Genomic DNA, 25,345 nt, shown 5'->3' on the forward strand with positions numbered 1-25,345 from the left:
TGGCCTCGAGGAACCTCGGCAGTGCCGCTCATCGTGTTCTGGGGATGACAGATGTCATACCCGGACCATGACAGCTCTCCCATGAGCCGGGCCGCGGCGGTCGTCCCGCGACCGCCGCGGCCCGTCAAGCTCCGCCCGCCAGGCCTCAGTTGGCCACGTTCTGGATCACCGCGGTCTTCTCCGGCGCGGTCTTGGCGAGCGCGGGCAGCATCGCCGAGGCTACGTCCTGCGGGGTGACCGGCGTCTTGGTGCCGATGCCGCGCTCCAGCAGCACGCCGTCGAAGGCGTTGCCGTACAGCTGCCTGAGCACCGCCAGGTCGATGTGGAGCGTCATCTTCCCGTTGCTTGGCGCCGGGACGATCGTGAGGATCTTGCTCAGCGACTTCTGCGGGCTGAACAGCACCGAGTGCGTCCCGGCCGTCACCGTGATCTTCCCGGACATCGCCGGATCGCCGATGGTCCTGATCGCCTCGTCGATCTGGGCCTGGGTGACGCGCGGCTGGTGCGTGGTGACCGCCAGATCGACCGGGTCGTTCCTGCCGGTCTCGGCGCGCTGGGTGTAGGCGGCGGTGATCTTCTGCACCGAGGCGTCGGCGTCCACCGCCTGGTACGGGGTGCCGGGTACGCCGACCGGCTTGCCGTCCACGAACTTCACCATGCCGTCGGAGCCGCCGGTGTTGGGCGACAGCGTCTGCAGCTGGCTGCGCAGCTTCTCCTGGTCGACGTTGATCGCGGGCGCCACCTGGTGCTCGCCGCCGAACAGTGAGCCGATCACCGAGATCGGGTTGTAGTCCCGGTGCGCGACCTGGTTGACCGAGTCCTCGGTGTTGATCGACAGTCCGGCGAGTTCCGGCTTGAGCTGCTTGTCCTGGTTTCCGATGTGCACGGTGATCGGAGCGGTGCCCCGGTCGCCCACGGCCGCGTTGAGCGCCTTGAGCGCCTCGTCCCTGGTCTTGCCGCCTATGTCGACGCCCAGCACGGTGGTGCCGGTCGGTACGTCGGCGTGGTCCATCAGCAATCCCGCCGCGTACGCGATGCCGACCACGGCCAGCACCGCGGTCGCGGCGAGCGCCGCCTTGGAGCGGCCCTTGCGCGCGGGCTTGGCCGCGGCCTTCGGCTTGGCGCCCCCGTCGGACCCCGCGGGCGGCTTGGGCGCAGCGGGCGGAACCGGCGCGTTCACCGCGGGGATGCCGCTGACCAGGGTGTCACCGGAGATGTGGTCGGCCTCGTCAGACGCGCCCCCGTCCCGCGCTTCCGCGGCCAGCGACGACATATACATGCCACCGGTCACCGGCCCCGTGGTCGGCCCGCTGGGCACCTCCGGAATGTCCGGTGCGCTGCCCGCCGACGGAAAACCAGGGAACGGCACACTGCCGGGCGGCGGTCCGCCCACCACGCCGTCACCCGCGGCACCGCCCAGCCGCCCCCCGAACGGGTCCGAGGAGGAGGCTGACGAACCCGCGCCGGGGAAGACCTGATCGCCCGAACCGGCGGCCGTCGTACCGGCGCCGGGGAAATCCGAAAGACCCGAACCGGAAGCAGAACCGGAAGCCGCAGGCCCGGCACCGGGAAACAGCGGGTCGGCAGCGCCCGAAGGCTGCGGCCCACCCGGACTGTCGTTCAGATACGGGATGTTGGGCTGCCCCGAACCCGACGCGCCCGCGCCACCCGCGCCCGGAGCCGCTCCCGCGCCACCCGCGCCCGCCCCCGGAGCCGCGGCGCCGGAGGGCTTCTGCCGTGCCGCGGACGTGGGCTGGCCAGCCGGACCCACCGGCTTGCGCGGCGCGAACCAGTCGCTGGTGCCCGCCCCGCCCCTGTCCGTACCGCCCGCGCCGGACTTCGCCGTCTCCGTACCGCGCCCGGCGGCGGCCCCGTCCGAGCCCGACGAGGCGCCCAGCGGCGCCCGGCTGGCCCGCGGCGCGGCACCGCGCGACGCCCCGCCGCCCTCAGCGGCGGAAGCGGAAGCCGAAGCGGAAGCGGAAGCGGAACCGTCCGGCCGGCCCTCGGCGTCGCTGCTTTCGGCGACCGGGGTGCGCACCACCACCGGCGGGATCGGCCGCGAACCGGGAATGTTGATCCGGATCCGGGTGGTCAGCGTGGTCTCGGTCCTCGGCTCCTGGGGTGTGCGCTCACGAGTCTCCTGACCGCCCGCGGCAGCTCCCGGGGTGCCCGGCGTCCTGCCGACGCCCTGCTCCTCCTGCGGTCGCGGCGACGCAGACTGGCGGGTTCCGTACGGCGGTGTCCCGGACGGGTACGCGGCGCCGCCGCGACCCTGGGGTCCTGAGGACGAACTGTCAGTTTCACGGCTCAAAGCAGGTTCTCCCGGTTAGCTTCGCCACCCGTCACGGCCATCCGCAGGCGGCTCGCCAGCGCGCACCACCATACTGGCCAGCTTCGGGTACGGCCCGGCGACCGCCGATCCGACCGACCGTCAGCCCATCACACAGGTGTCATCGGGTACCAAGTCGGGCGCTCTGGGCGCCGGGAGGCGTCTGACGCGGTAGGGTGCCACAGATCACGCCCACCGCCATCCCGCCCAACAGGTAGATGTACGGGCCGAGACCCGCGGCGAACAGGAAGTCGCCTTCCGGGCGCGTGACGCTCAGGTACATGACCGTGAGGAACCACAGCACGGTCGGCACCGCGGCACCCAGCCGGTTACGGGTGAGTTGGGCACCACCGTAGAAGAGTCCGGCGCAGCCCGCCAGTGCGAGGATCAACCCGCCCGGGAACCAACCGTCCTGCACCACCGCCCCGGCGGCGGCGACCAGCACCCCGAGGATCCCCAGGACCACGTACTGCACGATGCGCACGGCCGCGTTCACACCTCCGTTCCGGCGAAGAGGTCATCGGCGTGCCCTGCCGACTGGTGACCTCGCACCATACGGTAGTACTCCACGGCGAACACCGGCTGACCGAGGTCGTTCGACAAGGCGAAGAACGGACCGTCGACCACGATCTGGGTGGCGTGCGCGCGCATCGCCGCCGCCTTCCGCTCGACGTAGCCAGTGCCGTCCACGGCGACGGTCACCTGGTCGTCGTCCACCACGCCCGGTACGTCGTCCAGCGAGGCGATGCCCGCGAACACGGTCTCGCCAGCCGCCCGCAGCTTGGCGAAGCCCTCCTCGGCCGCGGAGCGCGGTACGCAGTTCCAGTAGATCCTGGCGATGGCGTGCGGCGCGCCGAGCTCCGGCCGGTACCCGGGGTCCGCGGCCAGGTCGGCGGCGAGCATGGCGACCCGGTGGGCCTGGATGTGATCGGGGTGCCCGTATCCGCCATTCGGGTCATACGCCACCAGCACCTGGGGCCGCACCTCGCGCACCACGGCCACCAGATGCCCGGCCGCCTCGTCCAGGTCGGCCTGCCAGAAGCAGCCCGGGCGCTCGTTCTGCACCGCGCCCATCATCCCGGAGTCGCGGTACAGTCCGGGGCCGCCCAGGAAGCGGTGGTCGGTGACCCCGAGCTCCCGCATGGCGGCGGCCAGCTCGCCGATGCGGTGCTCGCCGAGGGTGTTGTCCCGGTCGGATGTCAGGTGCGCGAGTTCGGGCGGGATGACCTCGCCCTCCTCGCCCAGGGTGCAGGTCACCAGGGTGACGTGAGCGCCCTCCGCGGCGTACTTGGCCATCGTGGCACCGTTGTTGATGGACTCGTCGTCGGGGTGCGCGTGTACGAGCAGCAGCCGTCGAGCGGGCAGCCCGTCCGGGCCGTCGGATTCGGTCATACCCGCAGCGTATGGCCTGGGCCGGTCAGAACTTGAAGTTGCCGATCATGCTTGCCACGTTCGTGGTCAGCTGCCGGATGGTGGGCGCCACGGAGGAACTGGCGAGGAAGAACCCGAGCAGTACACAGACGAGGGCGTGCATGCCCTTCAGGCCGGACTTGTTGACCAGCAGGACCACGATGATCAGCAGCAGTAGCACCGCCGAAATCGAGAGTGCCACAGCGGCTCACCTCCAGGTACGCACCGACGGGACCTTGCCAACCGGGTATTACAACCTTCGGCAACTGATCATAACTTTCCGTGAGTCCGCATACCTCGGTGCACAGATGCATGCGGGGGCGCACGCTTGTGCGCACCTACGGTGCCCACCTCGCCCTCTCAGGGCAACACCCGCGTCCCGCCTGGGAAGATGAGGGATTTCTGGGCAACTCCCTTGGGAGATCACGGTGTTGGCGTGCCCACCAGGGCGCTCCATTACGGATGCGATGTGTTCTACGCAACAGCCCGGGGAAGGCCCCACTCCATCTCCCCAACCCCACCGCGGGCGCGACGCCAGCCAAACCCCAGGGCAAACGGGTGGGCGGCTGGGCGAACCCCCACAACGCCACCCAGCACGAGCGAACTAGGCAGGTCGGGTGAAGTCCGTTGCGGTTCGGTAGCGCCCTGAAGGGGCGCCGGGCTGTGTTCATGTGCGGCTCCGCCGCGTGGGCGCGACCAGCCACAACGGCGCTGTAGACGATCGACGGCACATCGCCGCACTCCCTGCGGAGCGCTTAGCTTCGACGTATGACCTTCCCCAAGCAACACGCCAGGACCCAGCGCTTCACCCTCGGCGCCCCCAGATCCTTCTCCCCTTCCCCCGACGGCGAGCGGGTGGCCTTCCTGCGCTCCCCTTCGGGTACCGACCGCACCAACCTCCTCTGGCTGCTGGACACCACGACCGGCGAGGAACGCATCGCCGCCGACCCCCGCGCCCTCCTGGCCGGTGCGGAAGAGGAGTTGAGCCCCGAGGAGCAGGCGCGACGGGAGCGCACCAGGGAGGGGTCGGCGGGAATCGTCGGCTACGCGGTCGACCAGGCTGTGGAGTTGGCCGCGTTCCCCCTGTCCGGCCGCCTGTTCATCGCCGAACTGCGCGCGGGCACCACCCGTGAACTTCCCGTTCCGGGACCGGTGGTGGACCCCCGGCCCTCTCCTGACGGTCGGCTGATCGCCTACGTGGCGCGGGGCGCCCTGCGCGTCGTCCATGCGGACGGCACCGGCGACCGGGCACTGGCCGAGCCCGCGGACCCGAAGCACACCTGGGGCCTGGCGGAGTTCATCGCCGCCGAGGAGATGGGGCGGCACCGCGGCTTCTGGTGGTCGCCGAGCGGCGACCGGTTGCTGGCCGCGCACGTGGACGACTCCCCGGTGCGCCGCTGGTGGATCGCCGACCCGGCGCACCCGTCGAACCCCCCGGCCGAGGTCGGCTACCCCGCCGCCGGGACCCCCAACGCACGCGTCACGCTGGCGCTGCTCGACCTGGACGGCTCGCGCACCGAGGTGGTCTGGGACCAGGACCGCTATCCGTATCTGGCCCGGGTGCACTGGTCGGCGTCCGGTGGGCCGCTGCTGCTGGTCCAGGCCCGCGACCAGCGCTCGCAGGTGTACCTGTCGGTGGACACGGACACCGGCGGGACGGCGCAGGTGCTGGAGGAGAGCGACCCGGTGTGGCTTGAACTCTTCTCCGGCGTCCCGGCCTGGAGCCCGGACGGCGAGTTGGTGCGGGTCGCCGACCGGGACGACGCCCGGGTGGTCATGGTGGCCGACCGGCCGCTGACCGGTGCGCGGCTGCACGTACGGGCGGTGCTCGACGTGGCCGAGGACGGCATCCTCGTCTCCGCCTCGTCGGGACCCGACGCGGAAGCCCAACCGGAAGCTGCTGCCCGGGAGTTGGGCGAGGTCCATGTCTACCGGGTCGCGGAGCACGGGGTGGAGCGCGTGTCACGGACACCGGGCGTGCACTCGGCCGTGCGCGGCGGCCCGTTGACGGTGCTGTCCTCGTCCTGTCTGGACCGCCCTGGCGCGACGGTGCGGGTACTGCGCGACGGCAAGGAGATCGCCCAGATCGCGTCGTACGCCGAGCGGCCGCTGTTGACCGCGCGGCCCACGCTGGTGGCGGCGGCCGAACGGCGCATTCCGGCCGCGGTGCTGCTGCCCACCGGCTACCAGGCGTCGGACGGTCCGCTTCCGGTGCTGCTGGATCCGTACGGCGGGCCGCACGGTCAGCGAGTGGTCGCCGCGCACAACGCGCATCTGACCTCGCAGTGGTTCGCCGACCAGGGCTTCGCCGTGATCGTCGCGGACGGCCGCGGCACGCCGGGGCGCTCCCCGGCGTGGGAGAAGTCCATCGCCGGTGACTTCGCCGGGGCGACGCTGGACGACCAGGTGGACGCGCTGCGCGCGCTCGCCGACGAGCATCCGCTGGACCTCGGGCGGGTCGCCATCCGCGGCTGGTCGTACGGCGGTTACCTCGCGGCGCTCGCGGTGCTCCGCCGTCCCGATGTGTTCCACGCGGGCATCGCGGGCGCGCCGGTCACCGACTGGCGGCTGTACGACACCCACTACACGGAGCGGTACCTGGGGGATCCGGCTGAATGCGGGAACGTGTACGACGTGAACTCGCTCGTAACTCAGGCGGGTTTGTCCGTACCAGCGGAACTCGCACGGCCATTGATGATCATTCACGGTCTGGCGGATGACAACGTAGTCGCGGCGCATACGCTGCGGCTTTCCTCGGCGCTGTTGGCAGCGGGCCGCCCGCATGAGGTGCTGCCGTTGTCCGGAGTAACGCACATGACTCCGCAGGAACAGGTGGCGGAGAACCTGCTGCTGCTCCAGGTGGACTTCCTCAAGAAGTCCTTGGGCATGGCGTGACACTCGGCGAGGAATAGTGCTGGTGCCCTGCCGAGAATTTCGCACACATTAGGACACCACTTGGGGTGGTGTCACTACCTCTGACGAAATTATCTGAGACTCGCGGGAGAGTCCAGGGCCGACCAGGACACGGGCGATCGACCGGGGCATAACCGGACCACCCCGGTCGATCCACCAGACCCGCGCGGCCGTACGGTGTTCACCGTGGAGCGTCCGTATATCGGTGAGACGACAGTCAAGTTGCCGGAATGTTAAGTCGCTTGATGCCCGTTTAGGCGCCTTCGTCCCACTGAATTGATCATTGTCAAGCACGCGTGCGCGGCAATCCGCAAAATCTTCGCTCAAGAAGCTGGAGAACATCACTTTCCCGGGGTTCCCCCTCTTGACTCCGCAATGAATCCATTGCGAAAGTCCGCACAACCCGCGGCATTCACTCAAAGCCGCGTCGACCCACTGCGCGGGGATGGAAGCCCAATGACCAGTCCTACTCAGGCAGCGACGGAGCCGGAGCCCGTTCCTGAGGACGCCACAGCGAACAGTTCCGGTTCCAAGATCGCCCCGGAACTCGTCGGGCGCTCCCCCAGGCAACTGGCCTGGCTCCGTTTCAAACGGGACCGGACCGGCATTATCTGTGCCGTCATCGTCGGGATCTTCATCCTGATCGCGATCTTCGCGCCGGTGATCACCTCGCTGACCGGCAAGGATCCGTACAAGCTCTACGGGCAGGACGACAACCTGCTCAACTCCTACGGCTACCCCATCAAGCCCAACGGCGGCATCGACGGGAGCCACTGGTTCGGCATCGAACCCGGCCTGGGCCGGGACATCTTCGCGCTGCTGGTGTACGGCATCCGCACCTCGCTGGGCATCGCGCTGTGCGTGACGATCCTGTCGGTGGTCGCGGGTGTGGCGGTCGGGCTGATCCAGGGTTACCTCGGCGGCAGGACCGACTACTTCGTCGGCCGGTTCTCCGACCTGATGATGTCCTTCCCGCAACAGCTGTTCTTCATCGCCTTCACCCCGGTCATCGCCGCGGTGTTCGTCAAGCCCGGCGACCAGGAGTCGACGACCATCCGCTTCCTGGCGTTGGTGATCGTGCAGTTCCTGCTGGGCTGGATGAGCCTGGGACGCCTGGTACGCGCTCAGGTGCTGTCCTTGCGCGAACGCGAGTACATCGAGGCGGCCAGGCTCAGCGGCGCGTCGTCGTGGCGCATCATCCGCAAGGAGCTGCTGCCCAACGTCTGGAGCACCATCCTGGTCCAGTCGACCCTGCTGCTCCCGGTCAACGTCACCGCGGAGGCCGGTCTGTCGTTCCTCGGCGTCGGCATGCAGAACCCCACGCCCGACTGGGGGTTGATGTTCCAGGACGCGGCGCAGTTCTACCAGTCCGACATCACCTACATGTTCTTCCCCGGCATCGCGATGGCGGTGTTCGTCATCGCCTTCAACCTGCTCGGGGACTCGGTCCGGGACGCTCTCGATCCCAAGACCATCCGTTGAGTGTCCAAGGTCGCCGCAGCCGGGTCCCGGCAGGCCGACTTCCAGGCAGTCGCAGATCAGTGACAGGCAGGAATCCATGAGAATGCGTAAGACTCATTACGCCGCGGTGCTGGCGGTGGGGGCGCTGAGCCTGAGCGCGTGCAGCAGCGGGGGCGGCAGTGGCGCGGGCGGTACGGCCGACGTGGCCAAGCCCACCGTGCAGACCATCACCCTGGGCAGCGCGGCGGACTCCCAGGGGCCGGCGCCCGCGGTGGACGGTGCGAAGAAGGGCGGCACGGTCAACGACCTCGAGCAGGACGACTTCAACCACCTCGACCCCGGCCAGCTCTACGTCAGCAACCAGCAGGCGATAGCCCCGCTGTACAGCCGCACGCTGACCGGTTACAAGGTCGACCCGAAGTCCGGCTCCGAGAAGCTCGTCGGCGACCTGGCCACCGACACCGGTGAGGCGTCGGCGGACAAGAAGACCTGGACATACCATCTCAAGGACGGCCTCAAGTACGAGGACGGCACGCCGATCACGTCCCAGGACGTCAAGTACGGCATCGAGCGCCTCTACGCGGACTTCGAGACCGAGGGCCCGATCTACGTCCAGACCTGGCTGTCGGGCCAGGACTACCGCAAGGTCTACCAGGGCCCGTACGGCGGCAAGGACCTGCCGGACTCGGTGATCTCGACGCCGGACAGCAAGACCATCGTCTTCCACTTCCAGGCCCCGCACGCGGACGCCCCGTACGCGATGTCGATGCCGAACGTCTCGCCGATCCCCAAGGCCAAGGACACCAAGCAGAAGTACGACCAGCACCCGGTCTCCTCCGGTCCGTACAAGATCGAGAGCTACAACGCGGGCAAGTCACTGGTCCTCGTCCGCAACGACAACTGGGACCCGAAGACCGACCCGATCCGGGACGCCTACCCGGACAAGTGGAACTTCGAGCTCGGCATCCAGGACCCGGGTCTCACGGAACGCCTGATGGCTGGTTCGGGGGACGACAAGGACGCGTTGTCGCTGTCCCAGTCCGCCGCCCCCTCCCAGATGGTGACGATCCTGGGCGACTCCAAGCTCAAGTCCCGGACCGTCAACCAGTACCAGCCCTTCGTCGAGGAACTGTCCATCAACACCAGCCGGGTCAAGGACCCGAAGGTACGCCAGGCCATCGCGTACGCCTTCCCGACCAAGCAGGTGCAGCAGGCGCTCGGCGGCGCGGCGCAGATGGACGTGGGCAGCAACCTGCTGAGCCCGACCATCGGCGGCTTCAAGCCGTACGACCCGTACGGCAAGCTGACCAACCCCAACGGTGACCCGGCGAAGGCCAAGGAGCTGCTGAAGGAGGCCGGGGTCTCCAACCTGAAGCTGACCCTGGCGTTCGCCAACACCCCGAAGTGGCGGAACTTCGGCACCACGCTGAAGAACGCCTTCGCCAAGGCCGGTATCGACCTGCAGCTCCAGTCGATCGACGCCACCTCGTACTACACGCTGGTCGGCAAGGTGAACAACCCGTACGACCTGTACCGCACCGGCTGGGGCGCGGACTGGGGCAACGGTTCCACCGTCATCCCGCCGGTCCGGGACGGCCGGATCATCGCGGACGGCGTGGCGAACTACACCCACATCAACGACCCGCACGTCAACTCCGAGATCGACCGCATCAACGCGATCACGGACCTGAAGACGCAGCAGGCCGAATGGGAAAAGCTCTCCGAGTACATCCTGAAGAACGACTCCCCCTCCGTGCCGTTCGGCTACGACAAGTTCTTCAACATCTACGGCGAGGGCCTCGGCGGTGTCACGTTCCGTCAGGACCTCGGCGTCATCAACGCCAACACCGTGTACGTGAAGTAGGAACCGCACCAACCGGGTTGGCGCGCCGGTCCCGCCCAACGGGGGCGGGACCGGCCGCCTCCGGCCGGATCGGCCTGGAACCCCTTCCCCTCCGACCGTGCCGCCGACGCCGACGGCGCCCCCTACGGAAGATCCCGACCAATGCTCCGATTTCTCGTACGCCGGGTGCTCGGCGCCATCGTCATCCTCATCCTCATCAGCGCAGTCACCTACTTCCTCTTCTTCGCCCTCCCTGCCGACCCGGCGCTGCTGTCCTGCGGCAAGAACTGCAATCCGCAGACGGTCGCGCTCATCCACCACAACCTCGGGCTCGACCAGCCGATCCCGGTTCAGTACTGGCACTACATGGTGGGTCTGTTCGCGGGTCGTGACATGCCGATCGGACACTGCAACGCCCCGTGCTTCGGTTTCTCGTTCGCCAACCAGCAGCCGGTGTGGGACATCATCAAGGACCGCTACCCCACCACGCTGACCCTCGCCGTCATGGGCGCGGCCATCTTCCTGACCATCGGTGTCGGGCTCGGTCTGATCTCGGCCGCCCGGCAGGGCTCGCTGTTCGACAAGATCGCCAGCGGAATCTCGCTCACCGGTCAGTCGGTGCAGATCTACTTCATCGGTCCGCTCGCCATCTACCTGTTCGCCGACAACCTCGGCTGGCTGGACCGCGGCCATGACGTGGACTGGGCGCACAACCCCGTCGGCTCGATCACGGGAATGATCCTGCCCGCGCTGGTGATGTCCGTGATCTTCTGGTCCAACTACAGCCGCCAGACCCGGTCGTTGATGGTCGAGCAGCTCTCCGAGGAGCATGTGCGCACCGCCCGGGCAAAGGGCATGAACTGGCGGTATGTCTTCTTCCGCTACGCCCTGCGCGGTGCGATGGGTCCCATCATCACCATCTTCGGCATCGACCTCGGCTCGGTCTTCGGTGGCGCGATCATCACCGAGACCACGTTCGGACTGCACGGCATAGGAAACCTGGCGGTGGCCGCTGTGCTCCAGACCGACCTGCCGCTGGAGATGGGCGTGATGCTGTTCAGTGCCGCGTCGATCGTGCTGTTCAACGTCCTCATCGACGCCAGTTACGCCTTCATCGATCCGCGGATCCGGCTGGCATGACCGGACCGTCCGCCCCGCCCCACGCACCGCTTCCCAGGAGACCCCTCCCATGACCACCCTCACCCAGCCCGAAGGGCAGGCGTCGCCCCAGGACGCGGGCGCTCCGTTCCTCTCCGTGCGTGACCTGTACGTCCAGTTCGCCACCGAGGACGGAACCGTCAAGGCGGTGGACGGACTCTCCTTCGACCTGGAGCGCGGTAAGACGCTCGGCATCGTCGGCGAGTCCGGATCCGGCAAGTCCGTCACCAACCTCGCCGTCCTCGGCCTGCACAACCCGCGCAACACCACCATCAGCGGCGAGATCATGCTGGACGGCCAGGAGTTGACCGGTGCGCCGAACAGGACGCTGGAGAAGCTGCGCGGCAACAAGATGGCGATGATCTTCCAGGACTCGCTGACCGCGCTCTCCCCGTACTACACCGTCGGCCGACAGATCGCCGAGCCGTTCCGCAAGCACACCGGCGCCAGCAAGAAGGAGGCGCGGGACCGGGCGATCGAGATGCTGCGCAAGGTCGGCATCCCGCAGCCGCAGACCCGGGTGGACGACTTCCCGCACCAGTTCTCCGGCGGTATGCGGCAGCGCGCGATGATCGCGCTCGCACTGGTCTGCGATCCGGAACTGCTGATCGCCGACGAGCCGACCACCGCACTGGACGTCACCGTCCAGGCGCAGATCCTCGACCTGCTCAGGGACCTGCAGCAGGAGACCGGCACCGCGATCATCTTCATCACCCATGACCTGGGTGTGGTGGCCAACGTCTGCGACGACGTGCTGGTGATGTACGCCGGGCGGTGCGTGGAGCGGGGCAGTGTCCGGGAGATCCTGAAGACCCCGCAACACCCTTACGCCTGGGGGTTGTTGAGCTCCATCCCACGGCTGTCCGCCTCGGTGGATGTGCCGTTGCAGCCGATCAAGGGCACCCCGCCGAGTCTGCTCAACCCGCCGTCCGGCTGCCCGTTCCATCCGCGCTGCGCGTTCCGCGACGAGGTGGACGGCACGCTGTGCCAGGACGAGCGTCCGCCACTCGTGCTGGACCACGGCAGGGGGTCCGCCTGCCATCTCGCGGCCGAGCAGAAGCAGTCCATCTTCGCCGAGCGGATCCAGCCGTTGCTGGGCCGAGCAGGCTGATCAGGAGCCGAGGAAACACCGATGAGCGAGCCCACGTTGTCCGGGGAGCACAGCCCCGAGCCCGCGAAGCCCAACCTGGCCAAGCCCGCGGCCGAACGGCCGGCCGGTGAGCCGCTGTTGGAGGTGTCCGGGGTCACCAAGCACTTCCCCGTGCTGGACGGTTTCCTGTTCAAACGGCAGGTCGGCGCCGTACAGGCGGTGGACGGGGTGGACTTCGACGTACGGGCGGGCGAGTCCCTCGGCCTGGTCGGCGAGTCGGGGTGCGGCAAGTCCACCACCGGGCGGCTGGTGACCCGGCTGCTGGAGCCGACCGCGGGCAGGATCTCCTACCGCGGGCAGGACATCACCCACGCCAACCGCAAGGAACTCGCGCCGATCCGCTCCGAGATCCAGATGATCTTCCAGGATCCGTACGCCTCGCTCAATCCGCGGCAGACCGTCGGCAGCATCATCTCCGGACCGATGGAGATCAACGGGATCAACCCGCCCGGCGGCCGGGAGAAGCGGGTCCGCGAGCTGCTGGAGATCGTCGGACTCAACCCCGAGCACTACAACCGCTTCCCGCACGAGTTCTCCGGTGGCCAGCGGCAACGCATCGGTGTGGCCAGGGCGTTGGCGCTGGAGCCCAAGCTGATCGTGGCCGACGAGCCGGTGTCGGCGCTGGATGTGTCCATCCAGGCGCAGGTGGTCAACCTGCTGCAGGACCTCCAGCGGGAGATGGGCATCGCCTTCCTGTTCATCGCCCATGACCTGGCCATCGTGCGGCACTTCTCGCAGCGGGTCGCGGTGATGTACCTGGGGAAGATCGTGGAGATCGGGGACCGGGCGGACATCTACGAGGGGCCGCGGCACCCCTACACCCATGCGCTGCTGTCGGCCGCGCCGGAGGCCGACCCCGACGACGACCGGGAGCGCATCCGGCTGGCCGGGGACGTGCCGTCGCCGATCAACCCGCCGTCCGGTTGCCGGTTTAGGACCCGGTGCTGGAAGGCGCGGGAGAAGTGTGCGGACGTGGAGCCGCCTTTGGTGCGGCTCCATGGGAACGGGGAGGGGCACCTCACCGCCTGCCACTTTCCGGAGGAGCCCACCACCGCGGGGCGCGAGCAGGACGTGATCCTGGACCCGGCACTGGCGGCCATCGAGGAGGCGTAAGCGGTCGCGGGGCGGGGCCGGGGGCTCCGGACCCGCACCCCTCCGCCCCCGGCCCCTCACGTGCGTCGTTGGCTGAAGGCGAGGTCGGACGAACCCCCTACCCCGCCGTAGCCGCGCAGTCCCGTTCCGCCGCGAAGTGGCACGCGCTATCGTGCGCCGCGGGCCCGCCCGACTCGCGGAGATGCGGAGGTACCGCCAGCAAGGGGACCTCCACCACGCACCGCTCCTGCGCCTTCCAGCACCGGGTGCGGAACCGGCAGCCGGACGGAATGTCCGCTGGCGACGGCACATCCCCGGCGAGGATGATCCGCTCCCGCCCCTCCCGGCGCGAGGGATCCGGCACCGGCACGGCCGAAAGCAGTGCCTGGGTGTACGGATGTGTCGGATGCTCGTAGATCTGTTCCTCGTCGCCGGTCTCCACGATCTTGCCGAGATACATCACCGCGACCCGGTCGGAGATATGCCGCACGATGGACAGGTCGTGCGCGATAAAGATGTAGGAGAGGTTGAACTCCTTCTGGAGTCGGGTCATGAGATTGATGACCTGCGCCTGGATGGATACATCCAGTGCCGAGACCGGCTCGTCGCAGATGATGATCTCCGGGTTGAGGGCCAACCCCCGTGCGATGCCGATGCGTTGCCGCTGCCCGCCGGAGAACTGGTGCGGATACCGGTTGATGTACTCCGGGTTGAGACCGACGACATCCAGCAACTCCTGTACCCGGCGGCGGCGTTCACCCTTCGGGGCGGCCTCGGGATGGATCTCGAAGGGCTCGCCGATGATGTCCCCCACGGTCATCCGCGGGTTGAGGGAGGTATAGGGGTCCTGGAACACCATCTGGATGTTGCGCCGCACGGCCTTGAGCGCCTTGCCGGACAGCCTGGTGATGTCCTCGCCCTTGAGCAGGATCCGCCCCGCGGTCGGCTCCTCAAGCCGCATCAGCAGCTTGGCCACCGTCGACTTGCCGCAGCCCGACTCGCCCACGATGCCCAGCGTCTCGCCCTGGAAGAGGTCGAAGTCCACCCCGTCCACGGCCTTGACCGCGCCGATCTGCTTCTTGAAGACGATCCCCCGCGTCAGCGGAAAGTACTTGACCAGGTCCCGCACCTGGAGGATGGCCTCAGCCACCGAGGGTCTCCTTCCAGAAGTGGCAGGCACTGCCGCGCTTCGGCCCCACCTCGTACAGCGGTGGCTCGTCGGTACGGCAGACCTCCTGCGCCATCGGGCAGCGCGGATGGAACGGGCAGCCCGGTGGGATCCGCAGCAGGCTGGGCGGCAGGCCCTTGATCGCGTAGAGCTCCTGGCCCTTCTGGTCCAGCCGGGGAATCGAGTCCAACAGGCCCTTGGTATACGGGTGGGCGGGCCGTTGATAGATCTGGTGCACGGGGGCGGTCTCCACGATCCGGCCCGCGTACATCACCGCGATCTTGTCGGCGACATCCGCCACCACACCCAGGTCATGGGTGATCAGGATCAGGCCCATCCGCATCTCGCGTTGCAATTCCGCCAGGAGTTCCATCACCTGGGCCTGGACGGTCACATCCAGCGCGGTGGTGGGCTCATCGGCGATGATCAGGTCCGGCTCCAGGGCCATCGCCATGGCGATCATGATGCGCTGCCGCATACCGCCGGAGAACTGGTGCGGATAGTCCCCCACCCGCTGCCTCGCCGCCGGGATGCGCACCCGGTCCATCAGCTCGACGGCCCGCGCGCGGGCGTCCCTGCGGGAGAGCCCCCGGTGCACCACGAACATCTCACCGAGTTGGTCCCCCACGCTCAGCACCGGGTTGAGCGCGGACAGCGCGTCCTGGAAGATCATCGCCATCCTGGCGCCGCGCAGTACGCGGCGCGCCTCCCGGTGCAGCGAGAGAACGTCGGCGCCCTGGAAGAAGATCCTGCCGCGGGTGATGTGCCCGGGCGGTGAGTCCAGGATGCCCATGATGGCCTGCGCGGTCACCGACTTCCCCGAGCCCGACTCACCGAGCACCGCCAGCGTCTCGCCCGCGTTCACCGAGTAGTTGACGCCGTTGACCGCCTTGGCCACCCCGTCCCGGGTGCGGAACTCCACGTGCAGGTCGCGTACGTCCAGCAATGTGTCCAACGGACGTCTCCTCAGCGCAGCTTGGGGTCGAGGGCGTCGCGTACCGCGTCGCCGAGCATGATGAACGCGAGCACCGTGACGCTCAGCGCGGCGGCGGGCCACAGCAGCATGTGGGGTGCGTCGCGGATCTGGGTGGAGGCCGAGGAGATGTCGATCCCCCAGGAGACGGTGGGCGGTTTCAGGCCCACCCCGAGGAAGGACAGCGTCGCCTCAAGGGAGATGTACGTGCCCAGCGCGATGGTGGCCACCACGATCACCGGTGCGACCGCGTTGGGCGCGATGTGCCGCAGCAGCATCCGGGTGGGCCCGGCGCCGAGCGCACGCGCGGCCTGTACGTAGTCGTTCTGCTTCGCGGTGATCACCGCGCCGCGGGCGATACGCGCGATCTGCGGCCAGCCCAGCAGCACGATGAAGCCGACCACCGGCCAGACCGTGGTGTTGGTGACCACGGAGAGGAAGACCAGGCCGCCGAGGATGATCGGGATGCCGAAGAAGATGTCGCTGATCCGGGAGAGCAGCGCGTCCCACCAGCCGCCGAAGAATCCGGCGAACCCGCCGAGGATGCTGCCGAGCAACGCGGCCCCGGCCGTGGCGCACACGCCCACGGTGACCGAGGCCCGGGCACCGTAGACGGTACGGGTGTAGACGTCGCAGCCCTGGGTGTCGAAGCCGAAGGGGTGGCCGGGCGCCGGCCCCAACTGCGACATGTTGATGTCGCAGGCCAGTGGATTTCCGGTGGCGATCAGTTGCGGCCAGATGGCGATCAGGACCAGAAAGAGGATGAGCAGCGCGGAGACGATGAAGATCGGGTTGCGGCGCAGGTCGTGCCAGGCGTCCGACCACAGGCTGCGCGCCCGCGCGCTGGGCCCGGTGGCCTGGCCGATGGACGCCGCCTCGGTGGCGGCGAACTCCATGGCACCGCCCGCACCGGCTTGGCCGACCGCCTCGGTCGAGGTTCTTCCGTTGGGCTGGTCGAGTTGCTCAGGCATATCGGATCCTCGGGTCGAGCACCGCGTACAGCAGGTCCACGAGCAGGTTCGCCACCAGGAAGACGATCACCAAGATGGTGACGAAGCCGACCACCGTCGGGGAGTTCTGGCGCAGGATGCCCTGGTAGAGCTGGTAGCCGACGCCATGGATGTTGAAGATCCGCTCGGTGACGATGGCGCCGCCCATCAGCGCGCCGATGTCGGTGCCGATGAAGGTGACCACCGGGATCAGGGAGTTGCGCAGCAGGTGCCGCAGGATCACCCGACGGCGCGGCAGCCCCTTGGCGACGGCGGTGCGTACGTAGTCGGCGCGGGTGTTCTCCGCGATGGAGGTACGGGTAAGCCGGGTGACGTACGCCAGTGAGACCAGCGCCAACACCACGCCCGGCAGCGCGAGTTCGTCGAACGACGCGGCCGGGGACACCGAGGGGTTGACCACGCCCCATTTGACGCCGAACAGGAACTGCAGCACGTAACCGCTGACGAAGGTCGGAATCGACACCACGATCAGCGTCAGCACCAGTACCCCGGTGTCCACCGAGCGGCCCCGGCGCAGTCCGGTGATGATGCCGAGGATGACGCCGATGACCGCCTCGACGATGATCGCCACGATGGTGAGCCGAATGGTCAACGGCCATGCCGAGCCCATGAGTTCGAGTACCGGTTGGCCGGTGAAAGCGGTGCCGAAGTTCCCCTGGAAGATCTGCGCCATGTAGTGGGTGTACTGCTGCCACAGCGGATGATCGAGATACAGGTCCCTGCGGATCTGCGCGGCGGTCGCCGGATCGGGGGCGCGTTCGCCGAACAGCGCGGCAACGGGGTCACCCAGTGCGTACACCATGACGAAGATCAGGAACGTGCTGCCGACGAAGACCGGGATCATCTGCAGCAGCCGCCGGATCACATACCGTCCCATGGAGCCTTTCCAGACGTGAGGTCAGCTGACGGTGATGTCGTTGTAGACCGGGACGCTGAACTGGTTGAGCGCCACGTTCGTGAGGTTGGCGGAGTATCCGGCGTTGCCGTTCTGGTACCACAGCGGAATGGCTGGCACCTGCTGGGCGAGAATCCGTTCCGCGTCCTGGAATTCGCTCACCGCCCGTGCCCGGTCGGATTCCGCGTTGGCCCGGTCGACCAGCCGGTCGAACTCGGTGTTGGACCAGTGCGAGTCGTTGGAGGAGCCGTCCGTGTAGTACAGCGGCTGGAGGAAGTCCTGGATCAGCGGATAGTCCATCTGCCAGCCCGCGCGGAAGGGTTGGGTCTCCGACTTGCCGGTGATCTGGTTGCGGAAGTCCGCGAAGGTGCCGACGGGGGCGCCCACGCACGCCTTGTCGTTGCCCAGCGCGTTGTTGATGCTGTTGCAGACCGCGTCCACCCACACCTTGTGCGAGCCGGTGTCCGCGTTGTAGCCGATCTTCATCTGGCCGCCGGGCAGGCCGCCGCCCTCCTGGATCAGCTTCTTGGCCTCGGCGGGGTTGTAGGCGCAGACGGCGCCGCACAGTCCGGCCTTGAACCCGCCGTGGGGGCCGAGCACCGGTGAGGTCCAGTCGGTGGCCGGCGTGCGGGTGCCGCGGAAGATCCGGCTGGTGATCGAGGCTCGGTCAATGGCCATCGAAATGCCTTGCCGCACCTTCTGGGTATCGCCGCCGCTCCACCGCGGCTGGTACATCGGAAAGGCGATCGTCTGGATGATTCCGGCCGGCTGGTTGATGTAGCGCGCTCCGAGGTCCTTTCTGACATTGCGCAGTTGGGTGGTGGGGATGTCATCGACCAGGTCGAGGTTTCCGGCCTGCAGGTCGGTGTACGCGGTGTTGCTGTCGGTGTAGACCTGCAGGTCCACACCGCCGTTCTTCGCCTTGTCCGCGCCGGTGTAACCGTCCCAGCGGCGCAGCTTCATCACGGTGCCCCTGGTGTACGAGTCGATCTCGTAAGGGCCGTCTCCGACGGGCTTCTTCAGCCAGCCCGCGTGGTCGGTGAAGAACGCCCTGGGCAGCGGATAGAACGCCGAGTAGCCGAGGGTGTCCGGCCAGGTGGAGAACTTCTGGCTCAGCCTGACGGTGAACGTCCGGTCGTCCTTGACCGCGAGCCCGGACATGGTCTTCGCGGTGGGGTTTCCGGTGCCGGGGTGGACCTGCTGGTATCCGTCGATATAGCTGAAGAAGCTGGAGTTGAGCTGTTTGTTGGTGACCAGCGCGCCGTAGTTCCAGGCGTCCACAAAGGAGTGCGCGGTGACCGGCTCACCGTTGGAGAACTTCCAGCCGGGCTTCACCTTCACCGTGAAGTTCTGCTGGTCCGGGCTGGTGATGGAGTCGGCGATCCAGTTCTGCGCGGCGCCGGTCCTGGGGTCGTATTTCTTCAGCCCCCGGAAGACCATGTCGAGCACCTTGCCGCCCTGCACCTCGTTGGTGTTCGCGGGCTCCAGCGGATGCTGCGGATCCCCCCAGGAGGCGCGCACGACCGCGTTCGGCCCCCCGACACGCCCACCACCGCCGCAGGCGGTGGCCGCCAGCACGACCGCCACCACGCACACCGCCCACTTCGGGCGTGCGGGTCCGCGCATCGGGTGCCTCCTCGTGGCTCATGTCACACGTAGCCACAAATAACACCCATCAGGTGATCTTCCCCGCCTTTCCGGCGCTCGTACACGCGGAGACGGCGGGGGAAACCGCCCATATGCGGGATCCGCAGCGCCGACGGGGGCGCCTGTGGGATAGCTGAGGGGCAGGCGGCTCGACCCCCAAGAACCCGATGGCGAAGCCCACACGACCATCGAGGTGCGAACGCGAGAACGCCAAGCGGGGGCGCCCCCGGGACACAGGGGGGCGCCCCCGCCAGGTGGGGCCGGTGCGGTGAGCGTTATGCCGCGCCGACCACGTCCTTCTCCTCCGCGAAGTGGCAGGCGCTCTCGTGTGCGGCGGGCGAGTCGGCGCCCTTGAACCGCTCCGGGACCGCCAGCAGCGGCACCTCGGTGGCGCACTTGTCCTGGGCCTTCCAGCATCGGGTGCGGAACCGGCAGCCGGACGGCGGATTTGCCGGGGACGGCACGTCGCCGGACAGGATGATCCGCTCGCGGTGCTCACGGGACTCCGGGTCCGGCACCGGCACGGCGGACAGCAGCGCCTGGGTGTACGGGTGGGTGGGGTGCTCGTAGATCTGCTCGTCGTCGCCGATCTCCACCATCTTGCCCAGGTACATCACCCCGACCCGGTCGGAGATGTGCCGGACGATGGACAGGTCGTGCGCGATGAACATGTACGACAGGTCGAACTCCTTCTGGAGCCTGCCCATCAGGTTGATCACCTGCGCCTGCACGGACACATCGAGCGCCGAGACGGGCTCGTCGCAGATGATGATCTCCGGGTTGAGCGCCAACCCCCGTGCGATGCCGATGCGTTGCCGCTGGCCGCCGGAGAACTGGTGCGGATACCGGTTGATGTACTCAGGGTTGAGACCGACCACGTCCAGCAGATCCTGGACCTTGCGGCGACGGTCGCCCTTCGGCGCCACCTCGGGGTGGATCTCGAAGGGTTCACCGATGATGTCGCCGACCGTCATCCGCGGGTTCAGCGAGGTGTACGGGTCCTGGAACACCATCTGGATGTTCCGCCGCACCGCCTTGAGCGCCCTGCCGGACAGCTTGGTGATGTCCTCGCCCTTGTAGAGCACCTGGCCGGAGGTGGCCCGCTCCAGGTTCATCAGCAGCTTGGCCACCGTCGACTTGCCGCAGCCGGACTCGCCGACGATGCCGAGCGTCTCACCGCGGTACAGGTCGAAGCTGACGCCGTCGACCGCCTTGACCGCGCCGATCTGCTTCTTGACGATGATCCCCTGGGTCAGCGGGAAGTGCTTGACCAGGTCCCGCACCTCGAGAATGGCCTCAGCCATCGAGGGTCTCCTTCCAGAAGTGGCAGGCGCTGGCCCGCGTGTCACTCACGGCCGCCAGCGGCGGAACGTCGGTACGGCAGACCTCCTTGGCCATCGGGCAGCGTGGGTTGAACGCACAACCCGACGGTATCCGCAGCAGGTTGGGCGGCAGGCCCTTGATCGCGTACAGCTCCTGGCCCTTCTGGTCCAGGCGCGGAATGGAGTCCAGCAGACCCTTGGTGTACGGGTGGGCCGGGGCCTTGTAGATCTCGTGCACCGGAGCGGTCTCCACGATCCGGCCCGCGTACATCACCGCGATCTTGTCGGCGACGTCCGCCACCACACCGAGGTCATGGGTGATCAGGATCAGGCCCATGTTCATCTCGCGCTGCAACTCCGCGAGCAGGTCCATGACCTGGGCCTGCACGGTGACGTCCAGCGCGGTCGTGGGCTCGTCGGCGATGATCAGGTCCGGTTCGAGGGCCATCGCCATGGCGATCATGATGCGCTGCCGCATACCGCCGGAGAACTGGTGCGGGTAGTCGCCCACCCGCTCCTTCGCGGCCGGGATGCGCACCCGGTCCATCAGCTCGATCGCCTTGGCCTTGGCGTCCTTCTTGGACAGACCCTGGTGGACCCGGAACATCTCACCGAGCTGGTAGCCCACGCTGAGCACGGGGTTGAGCGCGGACAGCGCGTCCTGGAAGATCATGGCGATCTTCTGGCCGCGGATCTTGCGGCGCTCCTCGCCGGACATCTTGAGCATGTCCTGGCCGCGGAAGAAGATCTCCCCCTTGGGGATCCGTCCCGGCGGCATGTCCAGGATGCCCATGATCGCCTGGGCGGTCACCGACTTGCCGGAGCCCGACTCGCCGAGCACGGCCAGCGTCTCACCGGCGTTCACCGAGTAGTTGACGCCGTTGACGGCCTTGGCCACGCCGTCCCGGGTGTGGAACTCGACGTGCAGGTCGCGCACTTCGAGCAGCGGCGCGGTGCGGGTGGCGTCGGTCTGCTCGGGACCGGCCTTTTCCAACGTGGTCATGACGACGCCTCCTCAGCGCAGCTTGGGGTCGAGGGCGTCGCGCACCGCGTCGCCGAGCATGATGAACGCGAGCACCGTGATGCTCAGCGCCCCCGCGGGCCACAGCAGCATGTGCGGAGCGTTGCGGATCATCGTGGAGGCCTGGGAGATGTCGATGCCCCACGAGACGGTGGGGGGCTTGAGACCCACACCCAGATACGACAGTGTCGCTTCCAGCGAGATGTACATGCCGAGGTTGATGGTCGCCACCACGATCACCGGCGCCAGCGCGTTGGGCGTGATGTGGCGCAGCAACATCCGGCTACTGCTGGCGCCGAGGGCACGGGCGGCCTGTACGTAGTCCTGCTGCTTGGCGGTGATCACCGCGCCGCGGGCGATCCGGGCGACCTGCGGCCAGCCCAGCAGCACCATGAAGCCGACGACGGTGGTGATCGAACCACCCTTGATCACCGACAGGATGACCACACCGCCGAGCAGGATCGGGATGCCGAAGAAAATGTCGCTGATCCGGGACAGGATCGCGTCCCACCAACCGCCGTAGAACCCGGCGAGACCGCCGAGCACGGAGCCGAGGATGGCCACGCCGAGGGTGGTGAAGATGCCCACCGCGACCGACGCGCGTGCCCCGTAGATGGTGCGGGCGTAGACGTCGCAGCCCTGGGTGTCGAAGCCGAACGGGTGCCCGTTGGCCGGTCCCATCTGGGACTTGCCCAGGTCGCACGCGTACGGGCTTGTGCTTGTCATCAGGCTCGGCCAGAGCGAGATGACGATCAGGAAGAGGATCAGCAGCGAGGAGACGTAGAAGATCGGCTTGCGGCGCAGGTCGTGCCAGGCGTCGTTCCACAGGCTGCGCGGTACGTCGCGCTGCTCCGGGGTGATCGCGGCGACCGCGTCGAGGGTCGTCGGTTCCTGGTCCTTGACCGTGGAGTTGGTGGTGTCAGGCATACCGGATCCTCGGGTCCAGGACCGCGTACAGCAGGTCGACGAGCAGGTTGGCGAGGAGGAAGATCAGCACCAGGATGGTGACGAAGCCAACCACGGTGGGCGGGTTCTGCCGGAGGATGCCCTGGTAGAGCTGGAAGCCAACACCCTTGACGTTGAAGATCCGCTCGGTGACGATGGCGCCCGCCATCAGGTTGCCGATGTCGGTGCCGAGGTAAGTGACCACCGGAATTAGGGAGTTGCGCAGCAGGTGGATCGTCGTGACCCGGCGGCGCGGCATGCCCTTGGCGACGGCGGTGCGGATGTAGTCGGCACGCGAGTTCTCCGCGACCGAGGTGCGGGTCAGCCGGGCCACGTACGCCAGTGAGACACCGGCCAGCACGACGCCCGGCAGGATCAGGTCGCCGAACGGGGCGCCGTCGGCGACCGCCGGGTTGGCCAACTGCCACTTCACGGCGACGAAGTACTGCAGCAGGTAGCCGATCACGAAGACCGGGATCGAGATCATCAGCAGGGTGAAGCCCAGCACTCCGGTGTCGGCCAGCCGACCGCGGCGCAGCCCCGCGAACAGACCGAGCCCGATGCCGAAGAGTCCCTCGATGGCGAACGCCACCAGCGTCAGTCGGAGCGTCACCGGGAAGGCACTGCCCATCAGTTGGGTGACCGGCTGGCCGTCGAAGGCGGTGCCGAAGTCGCCCTGGAAGATGTTCCCCATGTAGTGCAGGTACTGCTGCCACAGCGGGTGGTCGAGGTAGAGCTGGTGCCTGATCATGGCCGCGGTCGCCGGGTCCGGCGCTCTGTCGCCGAACATGGCGGCCACCGGATCGCCGAGCGCGTAGACCATGACGAAGATCAAAAGTGTGGTTCCGAGGAACACCGGAACCATCTGGAGCAGTCGCCGGATGACGTAGCGCCCCATCTGTCCTCCAGGGGTCGGGCACGCGGCAGTCGGGCCTCGTGGGCCCGGCTGCCGCGTACACCGTGCGGTTTGCGTCTGTTCGCCGCGTCCCACCCCGGTTGGCTCACCGCGGGGTTGGCTCAACCGAGGGGGCGCGGTGCCGGGTCAGCCCTTGACGGTGATGTTGTAGTAGACCGGGTAGCTGAACGGGTTCACCGTCACGTTGGAAACTCGGCTCGACCAGACGACCGGCGTGTTCTGGTACCACAGCGGGATCGCCGGCATGTCGTTGACCAGCAGCTTCTCCGCCTGCTGGTACAGCGCGACGGACTTGGCCTTGTCCGGCTCGGACTCCGCCTGGCTGATCAGCTTGTCGAAGTCCGGGTTGGAGTAGTGCGAGTCGTTGGAGCTGGCGTCGGTGGTGTACAGCGGCTGCAGGAAGTCGTCGATCAGCGGGTAGTCCATCTGCCACCCGGCCCGGAACGGATTGATCATCTGCTTCTGGGTGATCTGGTTGCGGAAGTCGGCGAAGGTGCCGACCGGGTTGCCCAGGCAGACCTGTCCGCCCAGCGCGTTGTTGATGCTGTTGCAGACCGCGTCGACCCATTCCTTGTGGGAGCCGGAGTCGGCGTTGTACGAGATGGTGAACTTGCCACCCGGGATGCCGCCGCCCTCCTTGATGAGCTCCTTGGCCTTCGCCGGGTCGTACTTGCAGTAGTCACCGCAGACGTCGGTGGAGTAGCCGCCCGCCGAGCCGAGCACCTGGCTGGTGAAGTCGGTGGCCGGGGTACGGGTGCCCTGGAAGATCTTCTTGGTGATCGAGTCGCGGTCGATCGCCATGGAGATGCCCTGACGGACCTTGTTCATCCCCGACGCGCCCCAGCTCTTCTGGTTCAGCGGGAAGGAGATGGTCTGGTTGATACCGGTGGGGGCGTTGAAGTAGCGGCCGGCCATGTCGCTCTTGGCGTGCGAGATGTCGGAGGCCGGGACGTACTCGTACACGTCGAGGTTGCCCGCCTGCAGGTCCGCGTAGGCGGTGTTCTCGTCGGTGTAGACCTTGAGCAGAACGCCCTTGTTCTTCGGCTTCTCGTCGCCCGTGTAGTACGGGTTCGGGACCAGCTTCATGCTCTGGCCCTTGGTGTACGACTCGATCTTGTACGGGCCGTTGCCGACCGGCTGCTGCAGCCACTTGGCGTGGTCGGAGAAGAACGACTTGGGCAGCGGCGCGAAGGCGTCGTAACCGAGGCTGTCCGGCCAGCTGGAGAACTTCTGAGTGAGCTTCACCGTGAAGGTGAGGTTGTCGACGACCTTCAGACCGGACATGGTCTTGGCGGTCGGCTGGCCCTTGTCCGGGTGTACCTGGTCGAAGCCCTCGATGTTGGAGAAGAACGAGGCGTCCTTCTGCGCGTTGGTCAGCAGCGCGCCGTAGTTCCAGGCGTCCACGAAGGAGTTGGCGGTGACCGGAGTGCCGTCGGAGAACTTCAGACCCGGCTTCAGCTTGATGGTGAAGGTCTGCTGGTCGCTGGAGGTGATGGACTCGGCCGACGCGTTCTGCGCCTGACCGTCCTTCGGGTTGTACTCCTTGAGGTCACTGAAGATCATGTCCAGGACCTTGCCGCCATTGGTCTCATTGGTGTTGGCGGGCTCCAGCGGGTTCTGCGGGTCACCCCACCAGGCGCGGACCACGCCATCCTCCGCACCACCGCTGCTGCTACCGCCGCCACAGGCAGTGGCGGTCAGGGCGATGGCTATCGCCCCGATGACCATGGTGGCGCTCTTGGCTCCGCGCATGGATAAGCCTCCTCACAGGCGTTCACAGTCACTACGTGAAAGGAGGGCCGGTCCTCTGCTGACACCCCTGACAGCGGAAGGCGGCTCTCCATGCTCGTGAGTCGGCGCTCCCCATCAGCGCGTGACCCATTGACCCGAGCTCAATGCGTCCAACTATCGGACATGTTGGGCCTGGCACCAACATGCAAATGGTCTCGCTTTGATCACACCTGGGGTTAACAGCCCCGCAATCTTGGACATATGGAACATAGACAGACACCCGCGAAACGGACTGTTCACACAACTTCCGGGCGCGCCCGTTCGGTAAACGGACAGGTGAAGCGCGAATCACACCATTGAA

Annotated in this window: 22 protein-coding genes; 8 read left to right on the top strand and 14 right to left on the bottom strand. The window is 67.6% G+C overall.

Features of this window, described 5'->3' with window-relative positions; translation table 11 throughout:
• Positions 1 to 145 precede the first annotated feature (145 nt).
• A complete protein-coding gene (locus tag NON19_RS18745) occupies positions 146 to 1,291 on the bottom strand; it encodes a hypothetical protein (protein ID WP_255929547.1) in 1,146 nt (381 codons plus the stop codon).
• Between NON19_RS18745 and NON19_RS18750 the strand changes: the two genes are divergently transcribed.
• Together NON19_RS18750 and NON19_RS18755 are read left to right on the top strand one after the other, a co-directional pair.
• Positions 1,278 to 1,478: a hypothetical protein gene (locus NON19_RS18750; protein ID WP_255929549.1), complete on the top strand. Its 201-nt coding sequence runs from the start codon at positions 1,278 to 1,280 to the stop codon at positions 1,476 to 1,478. The genes NON19_RS18745 and NON19_RS18750 overlap by 14 nt on opposite strands.
• Before the next feature lie 321 nt (positions 1,479 to 1,799).
• The gene (locus tag NON19_RS18755) at positions 1,800 to 2,144 is read left to right on the top strand and encodes a hypothetical protein (protein ID WP_255929551.1); all 345 of its coding nucleotides are present in this window, start codon (positions 1,800 to 1,802) and stop codon (positions 2,142 to 2,144) included.
• Positions 2,145 to 2,450: 306 nt separating this feature from the next.
• On the opposite strand, the gene NON19_RS18760 is transcribed toward NON19_RS18755, so the two are convergent.
• From NON19_RS18760 to NON19_RS18770, 3 genes are read right to left on the bottom strand one after another with little or no spacing between them, the layout of a single operon-like run.
• A complete protein-coding gene (locus tag NON19_RS18760) occupies positions 2,451 to 2,825 on the bottom strand; it encodes a DUF6113 family protein (RefSeq protein ID WP_255929553.1) in 375 nt (124 codons plus the stop codon).
• Positions 2,822 to 3,721 carry an N-acetyl-1-D-myo-inositol-2-amino-2-deoxy-alpha-D-glucopyranoside deacetylase gene (gene mshB / locus NON19_RS18765; RefSeq protein WP_255929555.1) on the bottom strand — a complete coding sequence of 300 codons (900 nt, stop codon included), beginning with the start codon at positions 3,719 to 3,721 and terminating at the stop codon, positions 2,822 to 2,824. Before mshB ends, NON19_RS18760 begins: the two co-directional genes overlap by 4 nt.
• Before the next feature lie 25 nt (positions 3,722 to 3,746).
• Positions 3,747 to 3,941: a hypothetical protein gene (locus tag NON19_RS18770; RefSeq protein WP_255929573.1), complete on the bottom strand. Its 195-nt coding sequence runs from the start codon at positions 3,939 to 3,941 to the stop codon at positions 3,747 to 3,749.
• A gap of 566 nt (positions 3,942 to 4,507) precedes the next feature.
• Between NON19_RS18770 and NON19_RS18775 the strand changes: the two genes are divergently transcribed.
• The 6 genes from NON19_RS18775 to NON19_RS18800 all read left to right on the top strand — a co-directional run bounded on the left by NON19_RS18775 (position 4,508) and on the right by NON19_RS18800 (position 13,377).
• A complete protein-coding gene (locus NON19_RS18775) occupies positions 4,508 to 6,634 on the top strand; it encodes a S9 family peptidase (protein ID WP_255929575.1) in 2,127 nt (708 codons plus the stop codon).
• A 474-nt stretch (positions 6,635 to 7,108) separates the two neighbouring features.
• On the top strand, positions 7,109 to 8,134 hold the full coding sequence (locus NON19_RS18780) for an ABC transporter permease (RefSeq protein WP_255929577.1): 1,026 nt from the start codon (positions 7,109 to 7,111) through the stop codon (positions 8,132 to 8,134).
• 82 nt (positions 8,135 to 8,216) lie between these two features.
• The gene (locus tag NON19_RS18785; protein ID WP_308213706.1) at positions 8,217 to 9,977 is read left to right on the top strand and encodes an ABC transporter substrate-binding protein; all 1,761 of its coding nucleotides are present in this window, start codon (positions 8,217 to 8,219) and stop codon (positions 9,975 to 9,977) included.
• A gap of 141 nt (positions 9,978 to 10,118) precedes the next feature.
• The gene (locus tag NON19_RS18790; RefSeq protein WP_255929581.1) at positions 10,119 to 11,096 is read left to right on the top strand and encodes an ABC transporter permease; all 978 of its coding nucleotides are present in this window, start codon (positions 10,119 to 10,121) and stop codon (positions 11,094 to 11,096) included.
• A 49-nt stretch (positions 11,097 to 11,145) separates the two neighbouring features.
• Positions 11,146 to 12,225, top strand: coding sequence for an ABC transporter ATP-binding protein (locus NON19_RS18795; RefSeq protein WP_255929583.1), 1,080 nt, complete (start codon positions 11,146 to 11,148; stop codon positions 12,223 to 12,225).
• Between the two features lie 21 nt (positions 12,226 to 12,246).
• A complete protein-coding gene (locus NON19_RS18800; RefSeq protein WP_255929585.1) occupies positions 12,247 to 13,377 on the top strand; it encodes an ABC transporter ATP-binding protein in 1,131 nt (376 codons plus the stop codon).
• Positions 13,378 to 13,474: 97 nt separating this feature from the next.
• Here NON19_RS18800 and NON19_RS18805 read toward each other — a convergent pair whose 3' ends face one another.
• From NON19_RS18805 to NON19_RS18850, 10 genes are all read right to left on the bottom strand, one after another.
• The gene (locus tag NON19_RS18805; RefSeq protein ID WP_372514185.1) at positions 13,475 to 14,536 is read right to left on the bottom strand and encodes an ABC transporter ATP-binding protein; all 1,062 of its coding nucleotides are present in this window, start codon (positions 14,534 to 14,536) and stop codon (positions 13,475 to 13,477) included.
• A complete protein-coding gene (locus NON19_RS18810) occupies positions 14,499 to 15,479 on the bottom strand; it encodes an ABC transporter ATP-binding protein (protein ID WP_255929587.1) in 981 nt (326 codons plus the stop codon). Before NON19_RS18810 ends, NON19_RS18805 begins: the two co-directional genes overlap by 38 nt.
• Positions 15,480 to 15,490: 11 nt before the next feature.
• Positions 15,491 to 16,468 (bottom strand): ABC transporter permease, encoded by a 978-nt coding sequence (locus tag NON19_RS18815; protein ID WP_255929589.1) that lies wholly within the window; start codon positions 16,466 to 16,468, stop codon positions 15,491 to 15,493.
• Positions 16,461 to 17,384: an ABC transporter permease gene (locus tag NON19_RS18820; protein ID WP_255929591.1), complete on the bottom strand. Its 924-nt coding sequence runs from the start codon at positions 17,382 to 17,384 to the stop codon at positions 16,461 to 16,463. The genes NON19_RS18815 and NON19_RS18820 overlap by 8 nt, the downstream gene beginning before the upstream one ends.
• A gap of 21 nt (positions 17,385 to 17,405) precedes the next feature.
• The gene (locus NON19_RS18825; RefSeq protein WP_255929593.1) at positions 17,406 to 19,028 is read right to left on the bottom strand and encodes a peptide ABC transporter substrate-binding protein; all 1,623 of its coding nucleotides are present in this window, start codon (positions 19,026 to 19,028) and stop codon (positions 17,406 to 17,408) included.
• Positions 19,029 to 19,324: 296 nt separating this feature from the next.
• Positions 19,325 to 20,353, bottom strand: a complete 1,029-nt coding sequence (locus tag NON19_RS18830) for an ABC transporter ATP-binding protein (RefSeq protein WP_255929595.1) — start codon at positions 20,351 to 20,353, stop codon at positions 19,325 to 19,327.
• The gene (locus NON19_RS18835; protein ID WP_255929597.1) at positions 20,346 to 21,374 is read right to left on the bottom strand and encodes an ABC transporter ATP-binding protein; all 1,029 of its coding nucleotides are present in this window, start codon (positions 21,372 to 21,374) and stop codon (positions 20,346 to 20,348) included. Before NON19_RS18835 ends, NON19_RS18830 begins: the two co-directional genes overlap by 8 nt.
• A gap of 12 nt (positions 21,375 to 21,386) precedes the next feature.
• Positions 21,387 to 22,319: an ABC transporter permease gene (locus tag NON19_RS18840; protein ID WP_255929599.1), complete on the bottom strand. Its 933-nt coding sequence runs from the start codon at positions 22,317 to 22,319 to the stop codon at positions 21,387 to 21,389.
• Positions 22,312 to 23,235 (bottom strand): ABC transporter permease, encoded by a 924-nt coding sequence (locus NON19_RS18845; protein ID WP_255929601.1) that lies wholly within the window; start codon positions 23,233 to 23,235, stop codon positions 22,312 to 22,314. Before NON19_RS18845 ends, NON19_RS18840 begins: the two co-directional genes overlap by 8 nt.
• 144 nt (positions 23,236 to 23,379) lie before the next feature.
• Positions 23,380 to 25,005, bottom strand: a complete 1,626-nt coding sequence (locus tag NON19_RS18850) for a peptide ABC transporter substrate-binding protein (RefSeq protein WP_255929603.1) — start codon at positions 25,003 to 25,005, stop codon at positions 23,380 to 23,382.
• Positions 25,006 to 25,345: the final 340 nt, after the last annotated feature.

Source organism: Streptantibioticus rubrisoli (genome assembly GCF_024436055.1).
GTDB lineage: Bacteria > Actinomycetota > Actinomycetes > Streptomycetales > Streptomycetaceae > Streptantibioticus_A > Streptantibioticus_A rubrisoli.

What these genes read in the sequence shown, in the direction of transcription:
- NON19_RS18775 (WP_255929575.1), top strand. Translation starts at nt 4,508, where the DNA reads ATGACCTTCCCCAAGCAACACGCCAGGACCCAGCGCTTCACCCTCGGC.
- NON19_RS18845 (WP_255929601.1), bottom strand. Translation starts at nt 23,235, where the DNA reads ATGGGGCGCTACGTCATCCGGCGACTGCTCCAGATGGTTCCGGTGTTC.
- NON19_RS18750 (WP_255929549.1), top strand. Translation starts at nt 1,278, where the DNA reads ATGCCACCGGTCACCGGCCCCGTGGTCGGCCCGCTGGGCACCTCCGGA.
- NON19_RS18785 (WP_308213706.1), top strand. Translation starts at nt 8,217, where the DNA reads ATGCGTAAGACTCATTACGCCGCGGTGCTGGCGGTGGGGGCGCTGAGC.
- NON19_RS18840 (WP_255929599.1), bottom strand. Translation starts at nt 22,319, where the DNA reads ATGCCTGACACCACCAACTCCACGGTCAAGGACCAGGAACCGACGACC.
- NON19_RS18790 (WP_255929581.1), top strand. Translation starts at nt 10,119, where the DNA reads ATGCTCCGATTTCTCGTACGCCGGGTGCTCGGCGCCATCGTCATCCTC.
- NON19_RS18815 (WP_255929589.1), bottom strand. Translation starts at nt 16,468, where the DNA reads ATGCCTGAGCAACTCGACCAGCCCAACGGAAGAACCTCGACCGAGGCG.
- NON19_RS18830 (WP_255929595.1), bottom strand. Translation starts at nt 20,353, where the DNA reads ATGGCTGAGGCCATTCTCGAGGTGCGGGACCTGGTCAAGCACTTCCCG.
- NON19_RS18780 (WP_255929577.1), top strand. Translation starts at nt 7,109, where the DNA reads ATGACCAGTCCTACTCAGGCAGCGACGGAGCCGGAGCCCGTTCCTGAG.
- NON19_RS18800 (WP_255929585.1), top strand. Translation starts at nt 12,247, where the DNA reads ATGAGCGAGCCCACGTTGTCCGGGGAGCACAGCCCCGAGCCCGCGAAG.
- mshB (WP_255929555.1), bottom strand. Translation starts at nt 3,721, where the DNA reads ATGACCGAATCCGACGGCCCGGACGGGCTGCCCGCTCGACGGCTGCTG.
- NON19_RS18795 (WP_255929583.1), top strand. Translation starts at nt 11,146, where the DNA reads ATGACCACCCTCACCCAGCCCGAAGGGCAGGCGTCGCCCCAGGACGCG.
- NON19_RS18820 (WP_255929591.1), bottom strand. Translation starts at nt 17,384, where the DNA reads ATGGGACGGTATGTGATCCGGCGGCTGCTGCAGATGATCCCGGTCTTC.
- NON19_RS18825 (WP_255929593.1), bottom strand. Translation starts at nt 19,028, where the DNA reads ATGCGCGGACCCGCACGCCCGAAGTGGGCGGTGTGCGTGGTGGCGGTC.
- NON19_RS18850 (WP_255929603.1), bottom strand. Translation starts at nt 25,005, where the DNA reads ATGCGCGGAGCCAAGAGCGCCACCATGGTCATCGGGGCGATAGCCATC.
- NON19_RS18835 (WP_255929597.1), bottom strand. Translation starts at nt 21,374, where the DNA reads ATGACCACGTTGGAAAAGGCCGGTCCCGAGCAGACCGACGCCACCCGC.